Here is a 17,035-nt window from a genome sequence, read left to right on the forward strand (position 1 = left end):
TATGCGGGTGAGTATTTCTGAACCCCGCACCGGACTTTTCATCGCTTTCGAGGGCGGCGACGGCGCGGGCAAGTCGACCCAGACGGCGCTGCTCACCGAAGCCCTGCAGGACACCGGACGCATGGTGGTCCGCACCCGCGAGCCGGGCGGCACACCCGTTGGCGAGAAGCTGCGCTCACTGGTCCTGGAGCACGGCCACGGCCAGATCGACGCGCGCACGGAGGCCCTGATCTTCGCGGCATCCCGTGCGGCACACGTTGAACAGGTGATCCGGCCCGCCCTGGACCGCGGCGACGTCGTTGTCTGTGACCGCTACATCGATTCCTCAGTTGCCTATCAGGGAGCGGGACGGAACCTCGGCACGGATGAGGTGCGCTCCGTCAACGAGTGGGCCACCGGCGGACTGGTGCCGGACCTCACCGTCCTGCTGGACGTTGATCCGGAAGCCGGCCGCAGCCGCCGCACCGCAGTAGACGGAGCCGAGGATCGGCTCGAATCCGAACCCGACAGTTTCCACGGCAGCATCCGCTCCGCTTTCCTCGCCCTGGCCGGGGACTCCCCCGGCCGGTACCTGGTCCTGGATGCCGCTGCGCCCGTGCCGGAGCTGGCGCAGGAGATCCTTGCCCGGGTGGAGGAACTGCTGCCATGAGCGTCTGGGAAGACCTCCAGGGCCAGGCGCCGGTAGTCGAGCAGCTGCGCCGCGCCGCCGCGCAGGAGCGTCCCACGCATGCCTGGCTGTTTACCGGCCCGCCCGGTTCCGGCCGGTCCAATGCTGCCCGTGCCTTTGCCGCCGCGCTGCTGTGCGAAGTGCCCGATCCGGACCTGCGCGGCTGCGGTGTGTGCCGCCCCTGCCGCACGGCGATGTCCGGTTCGCACGCCGATGTGTCCTCGGTGACCACGGAAAAGGTCACCATCAGCATCGAAGAAGCGCGCGACCTGGTCAAGAAGGCGCAGGACAAGCCTTCCACCGGACGGTGGCGCGTCCTGATTGTCGAAGACGCGGACCGTATGCAGGAACGCAGCACCAACGTGCTGCTCAAGGCGATCGAGGAACCTCCGCCGCGGACCATCTGGCTGCTGTGCGCCCCGAGCCCGGGAGACGTGCTGGTAACCATCCGCTCCCGCTGCCGGCCAGTGGGCCTGCGGCTGCCTCCGGTGCAGGACGTAGCCCAGCTGCTGGTGCGCCGGGACGGAATCGATCCGGAGGTAGCCGCTGATGCTGCCCGCTCTGCGCAGAGCCATGTGGGCGTGGCCAAGCGGCTGGCCACCGATGAAGGAGCACGGCAGCGCCGGGAGAAGATCGTCCGGCTGCCGCTGTCTCTGCGCAGTGTTTCCGGGGCCATGAAGGCCGCTGCTGACTTGGTGGCGCTCGCCGAGGCGGAGGCCGCCAGCTCTTTTGAGGCACGCGACGCCGAGGAGAAGGCCGCGCTGGTGGCGTCCCTGGGCGCCCCCGAATCCGGGACCCTGCCGCCATCGATGCGCAGCCAGGTCAAACGCCTTGAGGAAGACCAGCTGCGCCGGGCCAAGCGCTCAAAGAACGACTATTTCGACCGCGCGCTGACCGATCTGCTTTCCTTCTACCGCGACGCCCTGGTGCTGGCGCTGAACTCCGGCACGGACCTGGTGAACGAACCTCTGCGCTCCGACTTGGAGGCCTTTGCCGGCTCTACCACGCCGGAGGCCATCCTGTCCCGAATGGAAGAAATCAACGAGGTGCGGCGGCGTCTGGTTACCACCAACGTCGCCCCGCTGCTCGCCATCGAAGCAATGGCTGTCAGCCTTTTGTGAAGCCCGCGAACCACACCCCAATCGACGCACCTGGACCAGGAGCCGCCGCAATGACCCTTGAACGACGCCGATTCCGGGCCGGGAGCCGTTCCGTGCGCCGTGCCTGTGCCTCCGCGGCTGCCGCACTGATGGTGGCCGGCCTGGTCGCCTGCACGCCCGGAAAAACCGATGATCCGTCCGAGGGAACGCAGACCGCCGCCCCCGAAGTGATCGGCGACGTACCCGGAAACCTGCGGGAGTTCTACGAGCAGGAAGTCGTCTGGGAATCCTGCGAAGGAGAGTTCCTCTGCGCCACCATTGACGTTCCGCTGGATTATGCAAATCCGGAAAAACGCAGCATCGAGCTGGCCGTGATCCTCGCTGAAGCCGGAGGCTCTCCTGAGGGAACGGTCCTGGTCAACCCAGGTGGCCCGGGCGGTTCCGGCTACGCCACCGTGCGGGACTCGCTGCAGGGAGTGACCACTGACCGGCTGCGCGGCGAGTTCAACATCCTGGGGTTCGACCCCCGCGGCGTTGGCCGGTCCACTCCGGTGGACTGCCTCAGTGATGAGGAAGTGGACCAGGCCCGTGCGGAGATCCTCGACCCCTCGACGGAGGCCGGGCTGGAGGAAGCCAGGGCCGGCGCCGCCGAGTATGCCGGCGCCTGTGCAGAAACTTCCGGGGAGCTGCTTGGCTTCGTGGACACCCAAAGCGCCGCCAGGGACATGGACATCCTGCGTGCCGTAGCCGGGGACCAGAAGCTAAACTACCTCGGCTTCTCCTACGGCACCTTCCTGGGCGCCACGTACGCCGAGCTGTTCCCGGAGAAGGTGGGACGCATGGTGCTGGACGGCGGACTGGATCCGGCCGCCAGCAACGAGGAAGTGACCCTGGGGCAGGCCCGCGCGTTCGAAAAGGCGATCCGCGCCTACGTCCGGGACTGCCAGAGCTCGTCCAACTGCCCGCTGAAGGGTTCAGTGGACGACGGCATCCAAACGATCCGGGACCTCATCGCCTCCGTTGAGACCAGCCCCCTCACTGCTGCGGACGGCCGCCCGGTCACCGTCTCCGTGTTTATCAGCGGGTTCATCCTGCCGCTCTACAACGACGCCAACTGGCCCGCGCTCACCGAGGCCCTGGATGCGGCACTCCGCGGCGATCCCACCATGATGCTGATGCTTGCGGACCTGGGCGCGGTGCGGAACGAGGACGGAACCTACGAGTCCAACTCCTTTGAGGTCTTCAGCGCCGTAAACTGCCTGGACTATCCCATGGAAGCGGATCCCGCGCAGATGGCCGCCGACGCCGCGGAACTCGAGGAAGCCTCCCCCACCCTGGGCCGTTTCCTCGCCTACGGCGGCGTGACGTGTGAGGCGTGGCCCTACGCCCCGGTCAACGAACCCCGCCCGTTCACCGCCGAAGGCGCCGATCCGATCGTGGTCGTCGGCACCACCGGCGACCCCGCCACTCCGTACGAATGGTCCCAGGCGCTGGCCGGCCAGCTGGACTCCGCCGTACTGGTGACCTGGGAGGCCGAAGGACACACCGCGTATGGCCGGGGGAACCAGTGCATCGCGGACGCCGTGGATGACTACTTCATGGACGGAACGGTGCCCGAGGACGGACTCACCTGTTCGTAGGGGGTTGGACACCGGTGGAGGCCGGGACGCTGATCGCCGGCGGCCGCTTTTGACCACGCTGCCCGCGCCGTATAAAGTAGTTCCTTGTGGATTCTGGCCGGTGAACGGTTAGAGGAAGCCCGCCTCCTTAGCTCAGTTGGTAGAGCGTCTCACTCGTAATGAGAAGGTCGCCAGTTCGATTCTGGCAGGAGGCTCCACTTTCGAAGCCCCCGGAACCAGCACTGGTTCCGGGGGCTTCTGCGCAGCTTCAGCAATTGACTTCCCGGGGGCCGTCATCACCTTCTTTCGCAGAGCGCTCCGGACGCATCCCCGCACCGCGCAGGCAGCCGGCTACGTGCTGCATATTTTCTTCGGGGTCTGCATCCTGACCTTCGTGAAGGACCCGGTAGCGGGCATCATCGCCGTCATGCCCATCGTCTTTGGGCTGATTGGGCTGGTGCGCCTGCTCAGGCGGGTGCTCACGGAGCGCCGGAACAGCGGCTCCAGCACCGGCTGAGGGGCCGGGAACAGACGTGGCTTTGCCCGTGCGCAAAGCTCAAGATAAACGCAAGAAAATTCTTGGGGAAACATTGCGGGTTCCGCGCGCCGAACTTGAGCGTTTGTTTCGGTGAGCGCCTATATCGTTCTAAGCATCAGCTAACGCGGGCCAGGCCGAACGCAAGGACCGCGAAGACTAATTGGGGGGTTAGCACGTGAACGCATGGAACGCAGGCACGGATGTTCTGGTCAAGCGCTACACGGATGTCCAGCGGGACAGCCACGTTGCCGGCCTCTGCGCGGAATGCGGCCGCCGTCTGGTCCCCGAATGGGCCAATGACAAGCGCCCTACCGACAAGACCGGCTACTGGGTAATCCGCGGCTACCGCTACCCCGGAGTCCGCTGCTCCACCCACGAGCGGCGCCTTCTGCAGGACTACTACGGAACCCGCACCGATAAGGGCCAGGCTGAGCGCCATGTTGCAGGCTCCCGGGCCCGCATGGCTGCCCCTGCACGCCGCACCATCCGCCTCTTTGGAACCAAGGTCCGCTCAGGCAGCTAAGTTTCCCCCCAAGAAAAACTGCAGTATGTATCCCAATTAATTACTGCACCAAACGAGCCACACAGTTGCATGTGGTGCGCTGACCGCCCGTCCGCGGAAGGCGCCTGGCTCGCGGCCCCGGCTTCCACCCCAATGGTTGCCGGGGTTTGGCCTTTAAGGACTGTGCGGGCGCGCAGAGGCGCCGGAAGGGGTTTTCCTGTCCGGGCGGCCTAAAACGGCTATTCCGCGTCGGGCCGGCGCAAACCAAGCAGGTTCTTGATCCGCTCTTCATCTTCGGGGCCCGCAGCAGCAGCGGCTACGTTTGCTTCCTCGACAGCGCGGACAACTTCGTTGCGCTGGATCTTCACGCCGCGGGGGGCATCAATGCCAATTCGGACGCCGTCGCCCCGCGAATCGAGCACGGTAATGACAATGTCATCACCTATCAGGATCTGCTCTCCCGATTTCCGCGTTAGCACGAGCATTTATTCACTCTATCGCAAGCACACCCGGCCCTATTGTTTCGGCGTAGGGCCGGAGGATGAAACGTCATAGGACCGCAGAACCGGACGCGGCGCCGTCGAGCCAGCCAACCGGGAGTCCGAGGGTGTTGACGGTCTGCGGCGTGGCCGTTCCTTCCAGGCCTTCGACAGCCACCGCGTCAACGACTGACGCTGCGCGGATCTCTCCGACCCAGGCCGCGGTGTCCTCGGCCTTCCGCCCGGCATCAACGGCAACCCACAGCTGGTCCGGGGCGAGGGCAGCAATCAGGGTGGTGTGCCTGCCGATTTCGCTGACGCCCCGGCCAATCCCGTACGCGAGAAAGATGGGGTGTCCGGCCAGCACCCCGGCTGCCCGTGCGGTCGCGACGGCGCGGCGGTCCCCCGCGCGCCCCACGCCCGACCCGTCAACCGCTCCGGCTGCGCGCAGGGTCTGGGCACTGAATCCGGCGGCCGCGGCCATTGACTCGCAGACCAGCAGCGGGTCTTGTCCCAGCCCCACGACAATCACCAGGTCCCCGGCGCCGGCGAGCGGAACCGGGACTTCCTGGCGCGGCGCGGGGAAACCGGCACCGGCCCCGGGTGGGAGCTGCGGGAAGGACGCCGGAACGGGTGCCGGTGCGCTTGCCGGAGCACGTGCAGGGGCGCCGGTGTTCTGGGACAGATCGGCCATCAGCTCGGCAAACGCGTTCGTGCCGGTGGAGACGTCCGGAAGGGCCGGTTCGGCCGGGCGGTACCCGCCCTCGGCTTCCTCCGCCAGGGCCAGCAGTGCACCGATTCCGGCGCGGCTGGGCAGGTCCGCATCCACCGGAGCTGCCCGGCGTCCGCGCGGCGGGAGCTCCACCGTCACCTCGTAGTGGTGGCGGGCGAGGAACCCGCCGATGCCGCCTACGGTAACCTTTTCGGCAGCGATGATCCGGGCCCGCGGTCCGTGCTCGGCAAGGACCTGCGCTTTCAGCGCATCAAGGGACGGGCCCTCAAGCTGAAATCGTCTCGGTTCCACGGAGCACTCCTACTGTTTCAATGTTCACGTTCGCGGCGGTTGCCTCCTGGTAGGAGAGCACCGGAAGTCCGTTGGCCTGCGCCGAAACGAGCCGGCGGATGGCCGGCCGCAGGGCTGGCGCGCACACCAGGACCGCGCTGTGGCCGGCGTTTTCCACTGTGGCCACAGTGGACTTAAGTGATCCTATGATGCTTTCGATTCGTGCGGGGTCCAGGAGGATCTGCGTGCCCTGGTCCGAGGGGCGCAGGCTCTCCAGCATGGCCTGTTCCAGGGACGGGTCGATCATGATCACCCTCAGGACACCTGACTCCACGTACTGGGCTGCCAGGGCCGGGCCAAGGGCCTGCCGGGCCGCCTCGATGAGGCCTTCGGGATCCGGAGACGTCTTGGCCTTCAGCAGCAGCGATTCATAGATACGCGGCAGGTCATTAATGGGAATCTGCTCCGCGAGCAGGCCCTGCAGCACGCGCTGCACCTCGGCCAGCGAGAGCACGTTTGGAACCAGTTCATCCACGGCGGAGGGGCTGACCTGCTTGACCCCTTCGGTGAGCACCCGCACGTCTTCACGGGTGAGCAGCCGGGCGGCATTGGCTGTGATGATCGCGGAGAGGTGGGTGACCAGGACGGATACCCGGTCAATGACGGTGGCACCGGCCATTTCCGCGGCATGGCGCATTTCGGCGGGAACCCATTTTCCGGAGAGTCCGAACACAGGTTCAACGGTGGCGGTGCCGGGGAGCCCGTCCAGGAAGTCGCCCAGCGCCAGCACCTTGCCCGCCGGCGCCTCGCCGCGTCCCGCTTCGACGCCGGCAATCCGGATCACGTAGGTGGATGCGGGCAGGTCTACGCTGTCCCGGGTCCGGACCGGCGGAACCACAATGCCGAGCTCCAGGGCGATTTTGCGGCGCAGGGCCCGGACGCGGGCCAGGAGGTCATCCGAGCCGCCGGTGACGATGTCCACCAGGTCCGGGGAGAGCATCACTTCGAGGGCGTGGACCCGCATCTGTTCGATCAGGTCCTCGGTGGTGTCCGAGGCCGGTGCCGCGGTCAGCTGCGCCACCGGATCTGCAGCGGCCGCTTCTTCCGCGGCCTGGCGGGCCTTGACCCGCTGGCTGGCGAAGATCAGCAGTGCGCCAATAACAATGAACGGAATCTTCGGCATGCCCGGAATCAGCGCCATCACGATCGCGGCGGCACCTGCGATCATCAGCGCGTTCCGTGACTGGCTGAGCTCGGCAGACGCCGTCGAGGCCATATCCGATTCGGCGTTGGACCGGGTGACGATCATGCCGGTGGAAACGGCCATGAGCAGGGCCGGGATCTGGGTGACCAGGCCGTCGCCGATGGTCAGCAGCGTGTAGGTGTCGATGGCTTCACCGGCGGACATGCCGCGCTGCAGCATACCGATCGCGATGCCGCCCACAACGTTGATGATGATGATGATCAGGCCGGCGATGGCATCGCCCTTCACGAACTTGGACGCACCGTCCATGGCGCCATAGAAGTCGGCCTCCGCGGAGACCTCGGCACGGCGTTCCCGTGCCTGGATGTCCGTGATGAGCCCCGCGTTCAGATCTGCGTCGATCGCCATCTGCTTGCCCGGCATGGCATCCAGGGTGAAGCGCGCACCGACTTCGGCCACACGCTCGGCGCCCTTGGTGACCACCACGAACTGGATCACCACCAGAATCAGGAAGATCACCGCGCCGATGATCAGGGAGCCGCCCACGGCCACGTGCCCAAACGCCTCGATCACCTGGCCGGCGTAGCCGTCGCCGAGCACAAGCCGGGTCGAGGCAACGTTCAGGCCAAGCCGGAACAGGGTGGCGACCAGCAGCATTGAAGGGAACACGGAGAAGTCCAGCGGCTTCTTCACGAACATGGTGGTCAGCAGGATCACCAGTGCCAGCAGGATGTTGATGATGATCAGGAAGTCCAGCAGCCCGGCGGGCACGGGGACCACCAGCAGCAGGATAATTCCGATCACGCCCACGGGGATTGTGAGCTTCAGGAGGTTGCGGTTCACGGCGCTGCCTTACGGTGTTGTGGGGCGGAAGCGGGGACGGTAGCTGAGGGGTCGGGGGCCATGGTGTGCACCCCCGCGGCGGCGCCGCGGTTTTTCAGGGCCATGACAAAGGCCAGGACCCGGGCCACGGCGCTGTAGAGCTCCACCGGGATTTCCTGGCCCAGTTCACAGGCCGAGTGGAGGGCGCGGGCCAGCGGAACGTCTCGCACCATCGGCACGCCCTTGGCTTCGGCTTCCTCGCGGATTCGGGCGGCAATGGTTCCGGAACCCTTGGCCACCACACGCGGCGCGGACTTGCCCGGCTCATATTTCAGGGCGACGGCCACGTGTGTGGGGTTCAGGAGCACGACGTCGGAGTCCCCCACCGCGGCCATCATGCGGTTCCGGCTCATGGCCAATTGACGGGAACGCCGCTGCGATTTGATCAGCGGATCGCCGTCGGTGTTCTTGTTCTCGTCCTTGACCTCTTTCTTGGTCATGCGGGTCCGCTTGCGGTTGCGGCGCATCACCATCATGATGTCCGCAGCCGCGAGGGCCAGGCCCGCCGCCACGGCGAACTGCAGCAGGGTGGCAACTCCCCCGCCGGCCTCAGCGACCAGGGCCGTGATGGACATGCCGCCGGCGGTCATCAGGGCAGGCATCAGGTTCTGGACAACGGCGTAGAGCACCAGTCCTACGACGGCGGTCTTCAGCAGCGCCTTCACGCCGTTCCAGATGGCCTGGCCGCCGAAAACCCGCTTGGTGCCCTTGACCAGGTCAAACTGCTCGTACTTGCCCTTGAACTTCTTGAAGTGGATTCCACCCTGCAGGGCAGCGGTGGCGAGCACGGCAACCACCACCACCGCTAGCATCGGCCCCATGATGTAAACCAGCCCGCCAACCCCCTGCTCGAACATCCGCAGCGCTGCCTCCGGACTGGGATTCGACGCCAGCGAGTCAACGCGCATGAGGCTTTCAGCGCCTTTGTCCGAGCCTCGGCTGATGGTCGCCGGCATCATGGCCGCGGCGGCACCAACGCCCACCCAGGCGGTGAGGTCGTCAGACCGGGAAAGCTGGCCTTTTTCCCGGACTTCCTTCATCCGTTTCGGGGTGGCGGCTTCTGACCGCTCTCCTGAGTCCTGCTCCGGCATCTATCCCACCCCCGCCAGCGTGCGCACTATCAGGTCCACCAGGACCGACACCACGCGGGGCAGCGCCACGAACACCACGGACACGAGCGTCAGGGTCAGCAGGATCTTCAGCGGGAAACCCAGTGCGAAGGCGTTCAGTGCCGGGGCCACCCGGGTCAGCAGGCCCAGTCCGGCATCGGCGAGGAACAGCACCACCAGCAGCGGGCCGGCAATCTGCACCGCCGCGATGAACATCTGCGTCACGCCCGCAATGATGGCCTGGACCGGTTCGGCCAGGTCGATTCCGCCGGCCAGCGGCAGCGCGGTGAAACTGCGGGCAAGCCCGGAGATGATCATCTGGTAACCGTCCGAGGCGAAGAGCAGCGCCAGTGCGGTGATCTGGAACAGCCGGGTGAACTGGGCACCGTTGACCATGGACTGCGGATCGAAGCCCTGGGCCAGGGAGAAACCACCGAACAGGTCGATCAGCTGGCCTGCCGACTGCACGGCGGAGAACACCAGCAGCACCAGGAAGCCCAGCACCGCGCCCACCACGAATTCAAGCACCAGGCCGGTGATGAACGCCGCTGTTCCCAGGCTGGTGTAACCCTCGGAGACCTGCGGAGCCACGGCCAGGGCCAGTCCGATGGCAAGCATGGCCTTTACCCGGCCGGGAAACGCGTTGTAGGAGAACGGCGGGGCGATGACCAGGAACGCCACCATCCGCACGCCGGCCAGCATCACCGCTTCCAGCCAGGCCTGGTCCAGGGTGATGGACATGTCATCCCCCGCCGAGCAGGGACGGTATTTTCTCGAACAGCTGCTGGGTGAAGGTGATCATTTCGGTGATCATCCAGTGCCCACAGACCAGCAGCGCGATGCACACAGCGATTGCCTTCGGTACGAAGGAGAGCGTGATTTCCTGAATCTGGGTAATTGACTGCAGCAGGGAGATGGCGAAACCTACGGTCAGGGCGGTCAGCAGCACCGGGGCAGCGAGTTTCGCCGCGACCCAGAGTCCCTGGAGGCCGATGTCCAGGACAGCGCTTGTATCCATCAGCCACCGCCCTGGTAGCTGTTCACCAGCGAGGTGATGATCAGCCCCCAGCCGTCCACCAGCACAAACAGCAGGATCTTGAACGGCAGGGAAATCATGACCGGCGGAAGCATCATCATGCCCATGGACATCAGGGCGGCGGACACCACCAGGTCGATGACCAGGAACGGAATGAAGATCACGAACCCGATGATGAACGCTGCGCGCAGCTCCGAGATCATGAACGCCGGGATCAGAGTCAGCAGCGGCACCGCTTCCGGGCTCTCCGGGTTCGGCTGGCCCGCGGCACGGGTCATCAGGGCTATGTCCTCTTCACGGGTGTGCGCGAGCATGAACTGCTGCAGCGGGCCGGCTCCGGTGTTGAGCGCTTCGGTGAAGGTGAACTCACCTTCCAGATAGGGCTGCACGGCAAGGTTGTTAATCTCGGTCAGCACCGGCGCCATGATGAACAGTGAAAGGAAGAGGGCCAGGCCTGCCAGCACCTGGTTGGGCGGGATGGACGGAAGCGACAGGGCGTTCCGGGTCATGGCCAGCACCACGAAGATCTTGGTGAAGGACGTCATCATCAGCAGCAGAGCCGGTGCCACGGACAGCAGGGTGATGCCGATCAGGGTGACGACGGCGGTGGAGGGGGTTCCGTCCACGCCGTTAATGTCAACGGAGAACCCGCCGGTTTCCTCGGGGCTCCCCGGCTGGGTGGGCGCCGCCGGATCGGCCGGCGCCACCGGATCAAAGGTGGTGGCGTGGCCGGCAGCGGTGCCTGCCAGCATCAGGGCCAGGGTGGCGGCGAGGACCAGCAATGCGCCAAGCAGGAACCTGCGGAGTCCGGGCCGGGCAAGTATGCCGGAGGAAAGGCGTGCCGGCGTAACCGGAGAGAGGATGACAGCCATCAGTCCGGCCGTCCGCGGCGGATGAACGCGGCACTCTGCCGCCAGGTGTCCGGGGACAGGATGGAGCCGTTGAGCACGGAGGTTCCACTGCCCGGCGCAGCGCGGCGGGTATCACGGCGGCGCGGCAGGCCGCCGTCGTCCGTTCCCGCCTGGCTGCCGGCAGTTGTGGCAGCGTCCTGGAGGGAAGCGGCGAAGCCGGCGTCCGGGGCGGGTTCCGCCTCTGAGGTGTGGAGCACGTTGACGTTCGCTTCGGTGACGCCCAGCAGGAAGCGCTGGCCTCCGGTTTCCAGGACGACGACGGAGGCCTTGGGGCTGATCGCCTGCCGGCTGATGACCCTGATGGGTGCTTCGGCGCCGGCGGAAACGCGTCCCCGGATCAGGCGGCGCTGGAGCCACCACAGGAGCCCCAGGACCACACCGAGCGATACCAGGACCCGCAGCGCCATGACTGCGGAATCGTCCATTTAGCCCAGGCCCTCGGCTACGTCCAGGATCTTGGTGATGCGGACTGCGTAGTCCTGGTCCACGACGACGATCTCACCGTGGGCGATCATCCGCCCGTTGAGCAGTATGTCAGCGGGCGCGCCGGCGGAACGGTCCAGCTCCACGACGCGGCCCGGTTCCAGGTTCAGCACGTCACGCACGGCCATGCGGGTCCGTCCGATCTCCACGGTCAGCGCCATCTCAACGTTGTTGATGCGGCCCAGCTTGCCCACGACGGACTGGGCGGCGGTGCTGCCCTGGCCGCCGGAACGCATGCGGACGGCGAACCAGCCCGCGGTGCCCTCGGGGCCGCGCAGTTCGAAGACGGAGGTTTCCATGTGCCCGAAGAGCGCGGAGGCGTCTTCGGTGCGTGCATCACCGAGCACTCCGGCGCCGAGGGTGGCACTCGCGGCTTCCAGGGCCGGGCGGAGGACATCAGCGGTGGAGACAGCGGGCGAATCCGATCCGGCGGCGTCCAAGACGCTGGCGCCGGAGAGCAGGACGACGGCCAGGTCCGCGGAGACGGACCCTACGAAGGAAGCGGTGACAGCCTGGGACATCTGTTCCAGCGGCAGGCCCAGCTGGGAATGCGGGGCGGGCTGCAGCGGTGCGGGGGTGGGCAGCAGTCCTACCAGGGCTGCTGCGGCTTCGGCGTGCTGGGCCAGGGTGGTGCTCATTAGATGTTCTCCTCGGTGCTTACGATCACTCCGGCCAGACGGGAGCCGCTGGCCCCCACCGCGGCTTGGGCCAGCGTCTGGCCGTCGACTGTGACATTCAGGGGTCGGTGCTGCGGATGGTCAAGGTTCAGGACGTCTCCCACGGCGAGGTCGAGCACCAGGCCGGGCTTCACCCGGATGGGGTTCAGCTGCAGGGACACGTCCACCGGCAGGTTGGCCAGCTGCTCGGTGACCAGTTCGGCCGGAGTGGCGTCGGATAGATTCGGCCGGACCGGGCCCAGCTGCGGCAGGATCGCTTCGGCGGGAAGGGCCACTGTGGCCGGGGCAGCGGCGTCGCCCACCACCATCTCGAAGCGGGCCACGATCATGGGCACCGTGGAGCCGGCGGCCTGCGCGAACTGGGAGTTGTACTGGATGGAAGACGGTGAGAGCGGCGCGGCAAGCAGGCTTCCCAGCGCGTAGTGCAGGTCTTCGAGGGCCTCGTCCATGATCCGGCTCAGCAGCGCCTGTTCAATATGGGTCAGCTTGCGTTCCGGGGCCGGCTGGTTGCCCGTTCCGCCGAGCATGTGCCGCACCCAGGACAGCGCGGCCGCCATGGGGAACTGGATGACCGCCTTGGCAGAGATGTTCGGCATGGAGAAGAGCACCATGCCCGTGTCTTCGGGAAGGGATGCGACGTACTCGTCGTACGTCATGGTCTGGACCTGCTCGGAGGTGACCTGGGAAAGCACGCGGACCTTCGCCGTCAGCTGGGTACCCCACTGGCGGCCGAAAGTATCGAAGGCCATTTCAAGGACCCGGGCATGCTCGCGGGCAAGGGTGGTAGGGCGCCGAAAATCATAGGCTTCAACCTGCCGCAGGGCTTTTGGGGGCATGCCAAGGGATACATCTTGCTGGACCGTCACGCAGGGAACTATCGGCGGCGGGAACTGCTTGGTTAGTGGTTCGAAGCGGGCAGAACTTCCTTCTCCGGACCCTCGTCGCCGGCCGGTGCTTCCGGCTCCGCCGGGAAGGTGATCTGGCCGTTGACGACGGCGGGCATCAGCTGCCGGACGGCCTCGGACTGGCCGGAGAGCACCACAATGTCCACGCGCCGGTTCTGCGCCAGCTCGGCCGCCGTGCTGCCGGCGTTCAGCGGCCTTGATTCGCCGTAGCCGACTGCCTTGATCCTGCTGTAGTCGATGCCTCCGGGATCCATCAGGTAGCGCAGCACATTCACCGACCTCGAGGAGGACAGCTCCCAGTCCAGTGCCGAATCGGTGTACTGGCGAACCTGTGCGGTGTGGCCTTCGACGGAGAGGTCGTAGGCGGTGGGCTGCAGGATGGGACCAATCACGTTCAGGACGTCGCGGGCTTCCGCGGTCAGGTCAGCGACGTCGGGTTCAAAGAACATTTCGGAGCTGACCAGTCGGATGGTCAGGCCGCGTTCATCGATTTCGAAGCGGACGTCGTCCTGCAGGCCCTTGTCTTCCAGGCCGTCCTGCAGGCGGTCGCGCAGGGCCGTCAGGTCCTGGACTTCCATGGCCGCCAGCATGGCCAGGTCCGCGTCCGGGTCCAGGACTTCTTCGGTTTCGACCATGGCGGGGGGGCACCACCACACCCTTGGCCGTGTCAACGGTGTTGGATTCCGCCTGACCGAAGCCGGTGGCCAGGGAGGCCTTGAGCTGTTCGAACTTGGCCTGGTCCACGGTGGACATCGCGAAGAGCACAATGAACATGCACATCAGGACGGTGACCATGTCCATGTAGGAAGCCATCCAGCGTTCGTCCGGGTGGTTCTCTTCCTCGTCCCGGCGCTTGCGGCGGCGTGCGGCACTCATGCTGCGTCGCTGGTCTCGCGCGTTGTGGAAGCCAGTTCATGTGCCGGAACCATGGCCCGCAGCCGCTCGCCGAGCAGGCGCGGCTGGCTTCCGGCCTGGAGGGCGAGGACGCCTTCCATCAGCAGGGTCATCTGCTCGACTTCCAGGTCGCTGAGCCGCTTGAGCCGTGCACTAATGGGCAGCCAGATGAAGTTGGCTGAAAGCAGTCCCCAGAGGGTGGCTACGAAAGCGGTGGCGATCATGGGCCCCAGCGTGTCCGGCGTGGAGAGGTTCTCGAGCACGTGGGTCAGCGAGACGACGGTGCCGATGATGCCGATCGTGGGAGCGTAGCCGCCCAGGCTGTTGAAGAACTTGATGGCGACCTTGTCGCTCGAGGCCTTTGTGTTGATTTCGTCTTCCAGCAGGATCCGCAGGTCTTCGCCGTCGGTGCCGTCGGCAATGTTCTGCAGTGCCACCTTGAGGAACGGGTCATCCACCTCAGCGGCGTTCTGTTCAAGGGAGAGCAGCCCTTCAGAACGTGCCTTTTCGGCCAGCTCCACCACGTTGTCGATGGTTTCCTGCGGATTGGGCTTCTTGCCCATGAAGGCCCGGGGCAGCGCCTTGAAGGAAAAGATGAAGTCCTTCAGCGTGCCGCCTGCCAGTCCTACGGCGATGGTTGCTCCAAAGACCAGGATCATGGGGGCGGGCAGCAGCAGGGCACTGAGGTGCGCGCCTTCGAGGGTGATCATTGCATACAGCGACCCGAAGGCCAGCACTAGGCCGATGATTGTTGCCGGATCCATTATTTGTTCCTCGGACGAAGGGGCACGGTCTTGGTACTGTTTGCTTCCGGCGTCCCCCCGGCGCCCGCATCGGGAACCAGCCCAAGTCCAGTTCCCGGCCGCAACGGTACCTGCGGGATGTCGCGTGCCATGGAGATCACCCTTGCCCGGAACTGGGCTATCAGCGCGATCACTTCTTCCATGGACTCCGTGACGATGTACTTGGCTCCGTCCACCATCACCAGGGTGGTGTCCGGATTGGCGTGGATGCGTTCAATCAGGTCAGGGTTGATCGCAAACTGAGCATCGTTCAGTCGCGTAAGAACAATCATGTGCCCGTCCCGGTTGCAGCGTCCGGCTTGGCTAAGCCGTCACCCCTTACTTTCGGCAGAGGGGCGGTCACCGTAAGGAAGCCGGGGCCAGGGCGCCCGGGAGGCTGGGCCTGGTGCCCTCCCGGCGCAAACACGGCCGGCCCCCGCACGATGGTGCGGGGGCCGGCCGGAGTGTCCCGGAGGGACGAGCTAGCGCTTGAGGTTGGTCAGTTCCTGGAGCACTTCGTCAGAGGTGGTGATGATGCGGGCGTTTGCCTGGAAGCCGCGCTGGGCGACGATCAGGTTGGTGAATTCCTGGGACAGGTCCACGTTGGACATTTCCAGCGAGCCGGCAATGGCGCTGCCCATGCCTGGATCGCCCGGGCCGCCCAGGACGGGGTTGCCGGAGTTCACGGTGGCGGTGTAGCCGGAGTTGCCGGCCTTCTCCAGGCCTGCGGGGTTGGTGAAGGTGGCGACGGCGATGCGGGCCAGGGACTGCTTGGCACCGTTGGTGAAGGATCCGACGATGGTGCCGTCCTTGGAGATGGAGAAGGACTCCAGGGTTCCGGCCGCGCGGCCGTTCTGTCCGATCACCGATGCGGTGCTGACTCCGGCGTAGCTGGTCAGACCGGTGAGGTCCACGTTGACGGTATTCCCCGCAGCGGTGGTAACGGCCAGGGTGGCCGGGTTGCCTGCAACTTGGGTTCCATTCGTGAAGGCAAGATCGACCGATGCCCCTCCAGCGGAAGCCGTCCAGCCGCCCGGGGTGCGGGTGAAGGTCAGCGGAACAACGGTCGCGTTTCCGTTGGCGTCGTATACGTCCATGTCACGGACGAACGTTCCAGCTGCCCTGGGCGGAACAGCCGCCGGGTCCGCAGGCAGCGTCTCCGACGGCAGGTTGCCGCCGACGGCAGCCTGTGAGGTAGCAACGGCAGGGGCGATCGCGCCGTCGGGCAGCTGCACGTTGCCCACGGCGCCGCCGGTGTTGATGACGCCGTTCACTCCGGTCCAGCCCTGGACGATCTTCCCGTCCGTGGTGACCAGGCGGCCCTCGGCGTCGAGGTCGAAGGCGCCGGCACGGGTGTAGGTGGTCTGGGTGCCCTGCTTCGTCACGAAGTAGCCGTCGCCGGAAATCATCATGTCCGTGGCGCGGCCGGTGGACTGCGCGGAGCCCTGGGTGAAGTTGGTGGTGATGCCGGAGACCAGCACGCCCAGGCCTACCTGCGCCGGGTTTCCGCCGCCGTTGTTTGCGCCGGGGGCCGTGGCGCCCTGGGTCAGCTGGGACAGCGTGTCCTGGAACTGCACAGCGGTCGCTTTGTAACCGGTGGTGTTGACGTTGGCGATGTTGTTGCCGGTGACATCCAGCATGGTCTGGTGGGAACGGAGTCCGGAGATTCCGGAGTACAGGGAGCGGAGCATTGGATACGCCTTTCAGCTGATGGGTCTGGAAGCTTGTAAGACCTGATGGATCGGGAGTGCAGGCTCGGCAGGAGCCGGGTTACGCCGTCGTACCCGGGTTGTCGGATCCGTCGTTTCCGCCGGGGGCGGGAGCCGGGACGCCTGCAGCCACTACTCCGGAGATCGCGTCCAGGAGGACGTCCACACCGTCAACGCTCACTGTCGGCACCCCGTAGAGATATGAAACCGATCTGGCCGTACCGGTTACGGACTCTCCGGCTTCGTTGGTGTAGCTGACGGTCTGGCCAATGAGGCCCGCCGCCGCCATGCGCATTTGCAGGGAGAAGTTCTCCTCGCTCATGGTGGCCATATTGGTGAGCTGTTCCATGGTGGCCAGCTGGGTGGTCTGGCCGATCATCTCGTTCGTGTCCATGGGCGAGCTGGGGTCCTGGTTGCGCAGCTGGGTGACCAGCAGGGTCAGGAACAGTTCGCTGTCCATGACCTGTTTGGGTGCGCGCACGGGCTGCGTGGCGGTGGCCCCGCTGGCTGGTGCTACTGCTTCTACCGGCATGGG

Annotated in this window: 20 protein-coding genes, 1 tRNA gene and 1 pseudogene; 6 read left to right on the forward strand and 16 right to left on the reverse strand. The window is 66.0% G+C overall.

The window, feature by feature from the left end; all coding sequences use genetic code 11:
- The first annotated feature begins 7 nt into the window (after window positions 1-7).
- From tmk to ITX31_RS00140, 6 genes are all read left to right on the forward strand, one after another.
- Entirely contained in the window at window positions 8-649 is a 642-nt protein-coding gene (gene tmk, locus ITX31_RS00115) for a dTMP kinase (protein WP_416354759.1), read from the forward strand.
- Window positions 646-1,788: a DNA polymerase III subunit delta' gene (locus tag ITX31_RS00120; protein WP_194781478.1), complete on the forward strand. Its 1,143-nt coding sequence runs from the start codon at window positions 646-648 to the stop codon at window positions 1,786-1,788. Before tmk ends, ITX31_RS00120 begins: the two co-directional genes overlap by 4 nt.
- 50 nt (window positions 1,789-1,838) lie before the next feature.
- Complete coding sequence (locus ITX31_RS00125; RefSeq protein ID WP_194781479.1) at window positions 1,839-3,407, forward strand: alpha/beta hydrolase; 1,569 nt, start codon at window positions 1,839-1,841, stop codon at window positions 3,405-3,407.
- A gap of 121 nt (window positions 3,408-3,528) precedes the next feature.
- Window positions 3,529-3,604, forward strand: a tRNA-Thr gene (locus ITX31_RS00130).
- A gap of 137 nt (window positions 3,605-3,741) precedes the next feature.
- Window positions 3,742-3,903 carry a hypothetical protein gene (locus ITX31_RS00135; RefSeq protein WP_194781480.1) on the forward strand — a complete coding sequence of 54 codons (162 nt, stop codon included), beginning with the start codon at window positions 3,742-3,744 and terminating at the stop codon, window positions 3,901-3,903.
- 196 nt (window positions 3,904-4,099) lie between these two features.
- Window positions 4,100-4,447, forward strand: coding sequence for a hypothetical protein (locus ITX31_RS00140; protein ID WP_194781481.1), 348 nt, complete (start codon window positions 4,100-4,102; stop codon window positions 4,445-4,447).
- 218 nt (window positions 4,448-4,665) lie between these two features.
- On the opposite strand, the gene csrA is transcribed toward ITX31_RS00140, so the two are convergent.
- From csrA to ITX31_RS00215, 16 genes and pseudogenes are all read right to left on the reverse strand, one after another.
- The gene (gene csrA, locus ITX31_RS00145; RefSeq protein WP_194781482.1) at window positions 4,666-4,911 is read right to left on the reverse strand and encodes a carbon storage regulator CsrA; all 246 of its coding nucleotides are present in this window, start codon (window positions 4,909-4,911) and stop codon (window positions 4,666-4,668) included.
- Between the two features lie 64 nt (window positions 4,912-4,975).
- Window positions 4,976-5,929 carry a hypothetical protein gene (locus ITX31_RS00150; protein ID WP_194781483.1) on the reverse strand — a complete coding sequence of 318 codons (954 nt, stop codon included), beginning with the start codon at window positions 5,927-5,929 and terminating at the stop codon, window positions 4,976-4,978.
- The gene (locus tag ITX31_RS00155) at window positions 5,904-7,955 is read right to left on the reverse strand and encodes a flagellar biosynthesis protein FlhA (RefSeq protein ID WP_194781484.1); all 2,052 of its coding nucleotides are present in this window, start codon (window positions 7,953-7,955) and stop codon (window positions 5,904-5,906) included. The genes ITX31_RS00150 and ITX31_RS00155 overlap by 26 nt, the downstream gene beginning before the upstream one ends.
- The gene (locus ITX31_RS00160) at window positions 7,952-9,085 is read right to left on the reverse strand and encodes an EscU/YscU/HrcU family type III secretion system export apparatus switch protein (protein WP_194781485.1); all 1,134 of its coding nucleotides are present in this window, start codon (window positions 9,083-9,085) and stop codon (window positions 7,952-7,954) included. Before ITX31_RS00160 ends, ITX31_RS00155 begins: the two co-directional genes overlap by 4 nt.
- Window positions 9,086-9,844: a flagellar biosynthetic protein FliR gene (locus ITX31_RS00165; protein ID WP_194781486.1), complete on the reverse strand. Its 759-nt coding sequence runs from the start codon at window positions 9,842-9,844 to the stop codon at window positions 9,086-9,088. It abuts the gene before it with no gap.
- Between the two features lies 1 nt (window position 9,845).
- On the reverse strand, window positions 9,846-10,121 hold the full coding sequence (gene fliQ / locus ITX31_RS00170; RefSeq protein WP_091608059.1) for a flagellar biosynthesis protein FliQ: 276 nt from the start codon (window positions 10,119-10,121) through the stop codon (window positions 9,846-9,848).
- Complete coding sequence (gene fliP, locus ITX31_RS00175) at window positions 10,121-11,011, reverse strand: flagellar type III secretion system pore protein FliP (protein ID WP_194781487.1); 891 nt, start codon at window positions 11,009-11,011, stop codon at window positions 10,121-10,123. The genes fliQ and fliP overlap by 1 nt, the downstream gene beginning before the upstream one ends.
- The gene (locus tag ITX31_RS00180) at window positions 11,011-11,475 is read right to left on the reverse strand and encodes a FliO/MopB family protein (protein WP_091608062.1); all 465 of its coding nucleotides are present in this window, start codon (window positions 11,473-11,475) and stop codon (window positions 11,011-11,013) included. The genes fliP and ITX31_RS00180 overlap by 1 nt, the downstream gene beginning before the upstream one ends.
- Window positions 11,476-12,171: a flagellar motor switch protein FliN gene (gene fliN, locus ITX31_RS00185; RefSeq protein WP_091608065.1), complete on the reverse strand. Its 696-nt coding sequence runs from the start codon at window positions 12,169-12,171 to the stop codon at window positions 11,476-11,478.
- Complete coding sequence (locus tag ITX31_RS00190) at window positions 12,171-13,046, reverse strand: flagellar motor switch protein FliM (protein WP_194781696.1); 876 nt, start codon at window positions 13,044-13,046, stop codon at window positions 12,171-12,173. Before ITX31_RS00190 ends, fliN begins: the two co-directional genes overlap by 1 nt.
- 62 nt (window positions 13,047-13,108) lie before the next feature.
- On the reverse strand, window positions 13,109-13,750 hold the full coding sequence (locus ITX31_RS00195) for an OmpA/MotB family protein (protein WP_228528856.1): 642 nt from the start codon (window positions 13,748-13,750) through the stop codon (window positions 13,109-13,111).
- 118 nt (window positions 13,751-13,868) lie between these two features.
- Window positions 13,869-13,991: pseudogene (locus ITX31_RS16005) on the reverse strand (flagellar motor protein MotB); the annotation flags it as partial.
- On the reverse strand, window positions 13,988-14,773 hold the full coding sequence (locus ITX31_RS00200) for a motility protein A (RefSeq protein ID WP_194781488.1): 786 nt from the start codon (window positions 14,771-14,773) through the stop codon (window positions 13,988-13,990). The gene ITX31_RS00200 and the pseudogene ITX31_RS16005, both read right to left, overlap by 4 nt.
- Window positions 14,773-15,084, reverse strand: coding sequence for a flagellar FlbD family protein (locus ITX31_RS00205; protein ID WP_194781489.1), 312 nt, complete (start codon window positions 15,082-15,084; stop codon window positions 14,773-14,775). The genes ITX31_RS00200 and ITX31_RS00205 overlap by 1 nt, the downstream gene beginning before the upstream one ends.
- Before the next feature lie 189 nt (window positions 15,085-15,273).
- Window positions 15,274-16,482, reverse strand: a complete 1,209-nt coding sequence (locus tag ITX31_RS00210) for a flagellar hook protein FlgE (protein WP_194781490.1) — start codon at window positions 16,480-16,482, stop codon at window positions 15,274-15,276.
- Between the two features lie 79 nt (window positions 16,483-16,561).
- Complete coding sequence (locus ITX31_RS00215; RefSeq protein ID WP_194781491.1) at window positions 16,562-17,032, reverse strand: flagellar hook assembly protein FlgD; 471 nt, start codon at window positions 17,030-17,032, stop codon at window positions 16,562-16,564.
- Window positions 17,033-17,035: the final 3 nt, after the last annotated feature.

It is taken from the genome of Arthrobacter gandavensis (assembly GCF_015355785.1).
Taxonomy (GTDB): Bacteria; Actinomycetota; Actinomycetes; order Actinomycetales; family Micrococcaceae; genus Arthrobacter_B; species Arthrobacter_B gandavensis_A.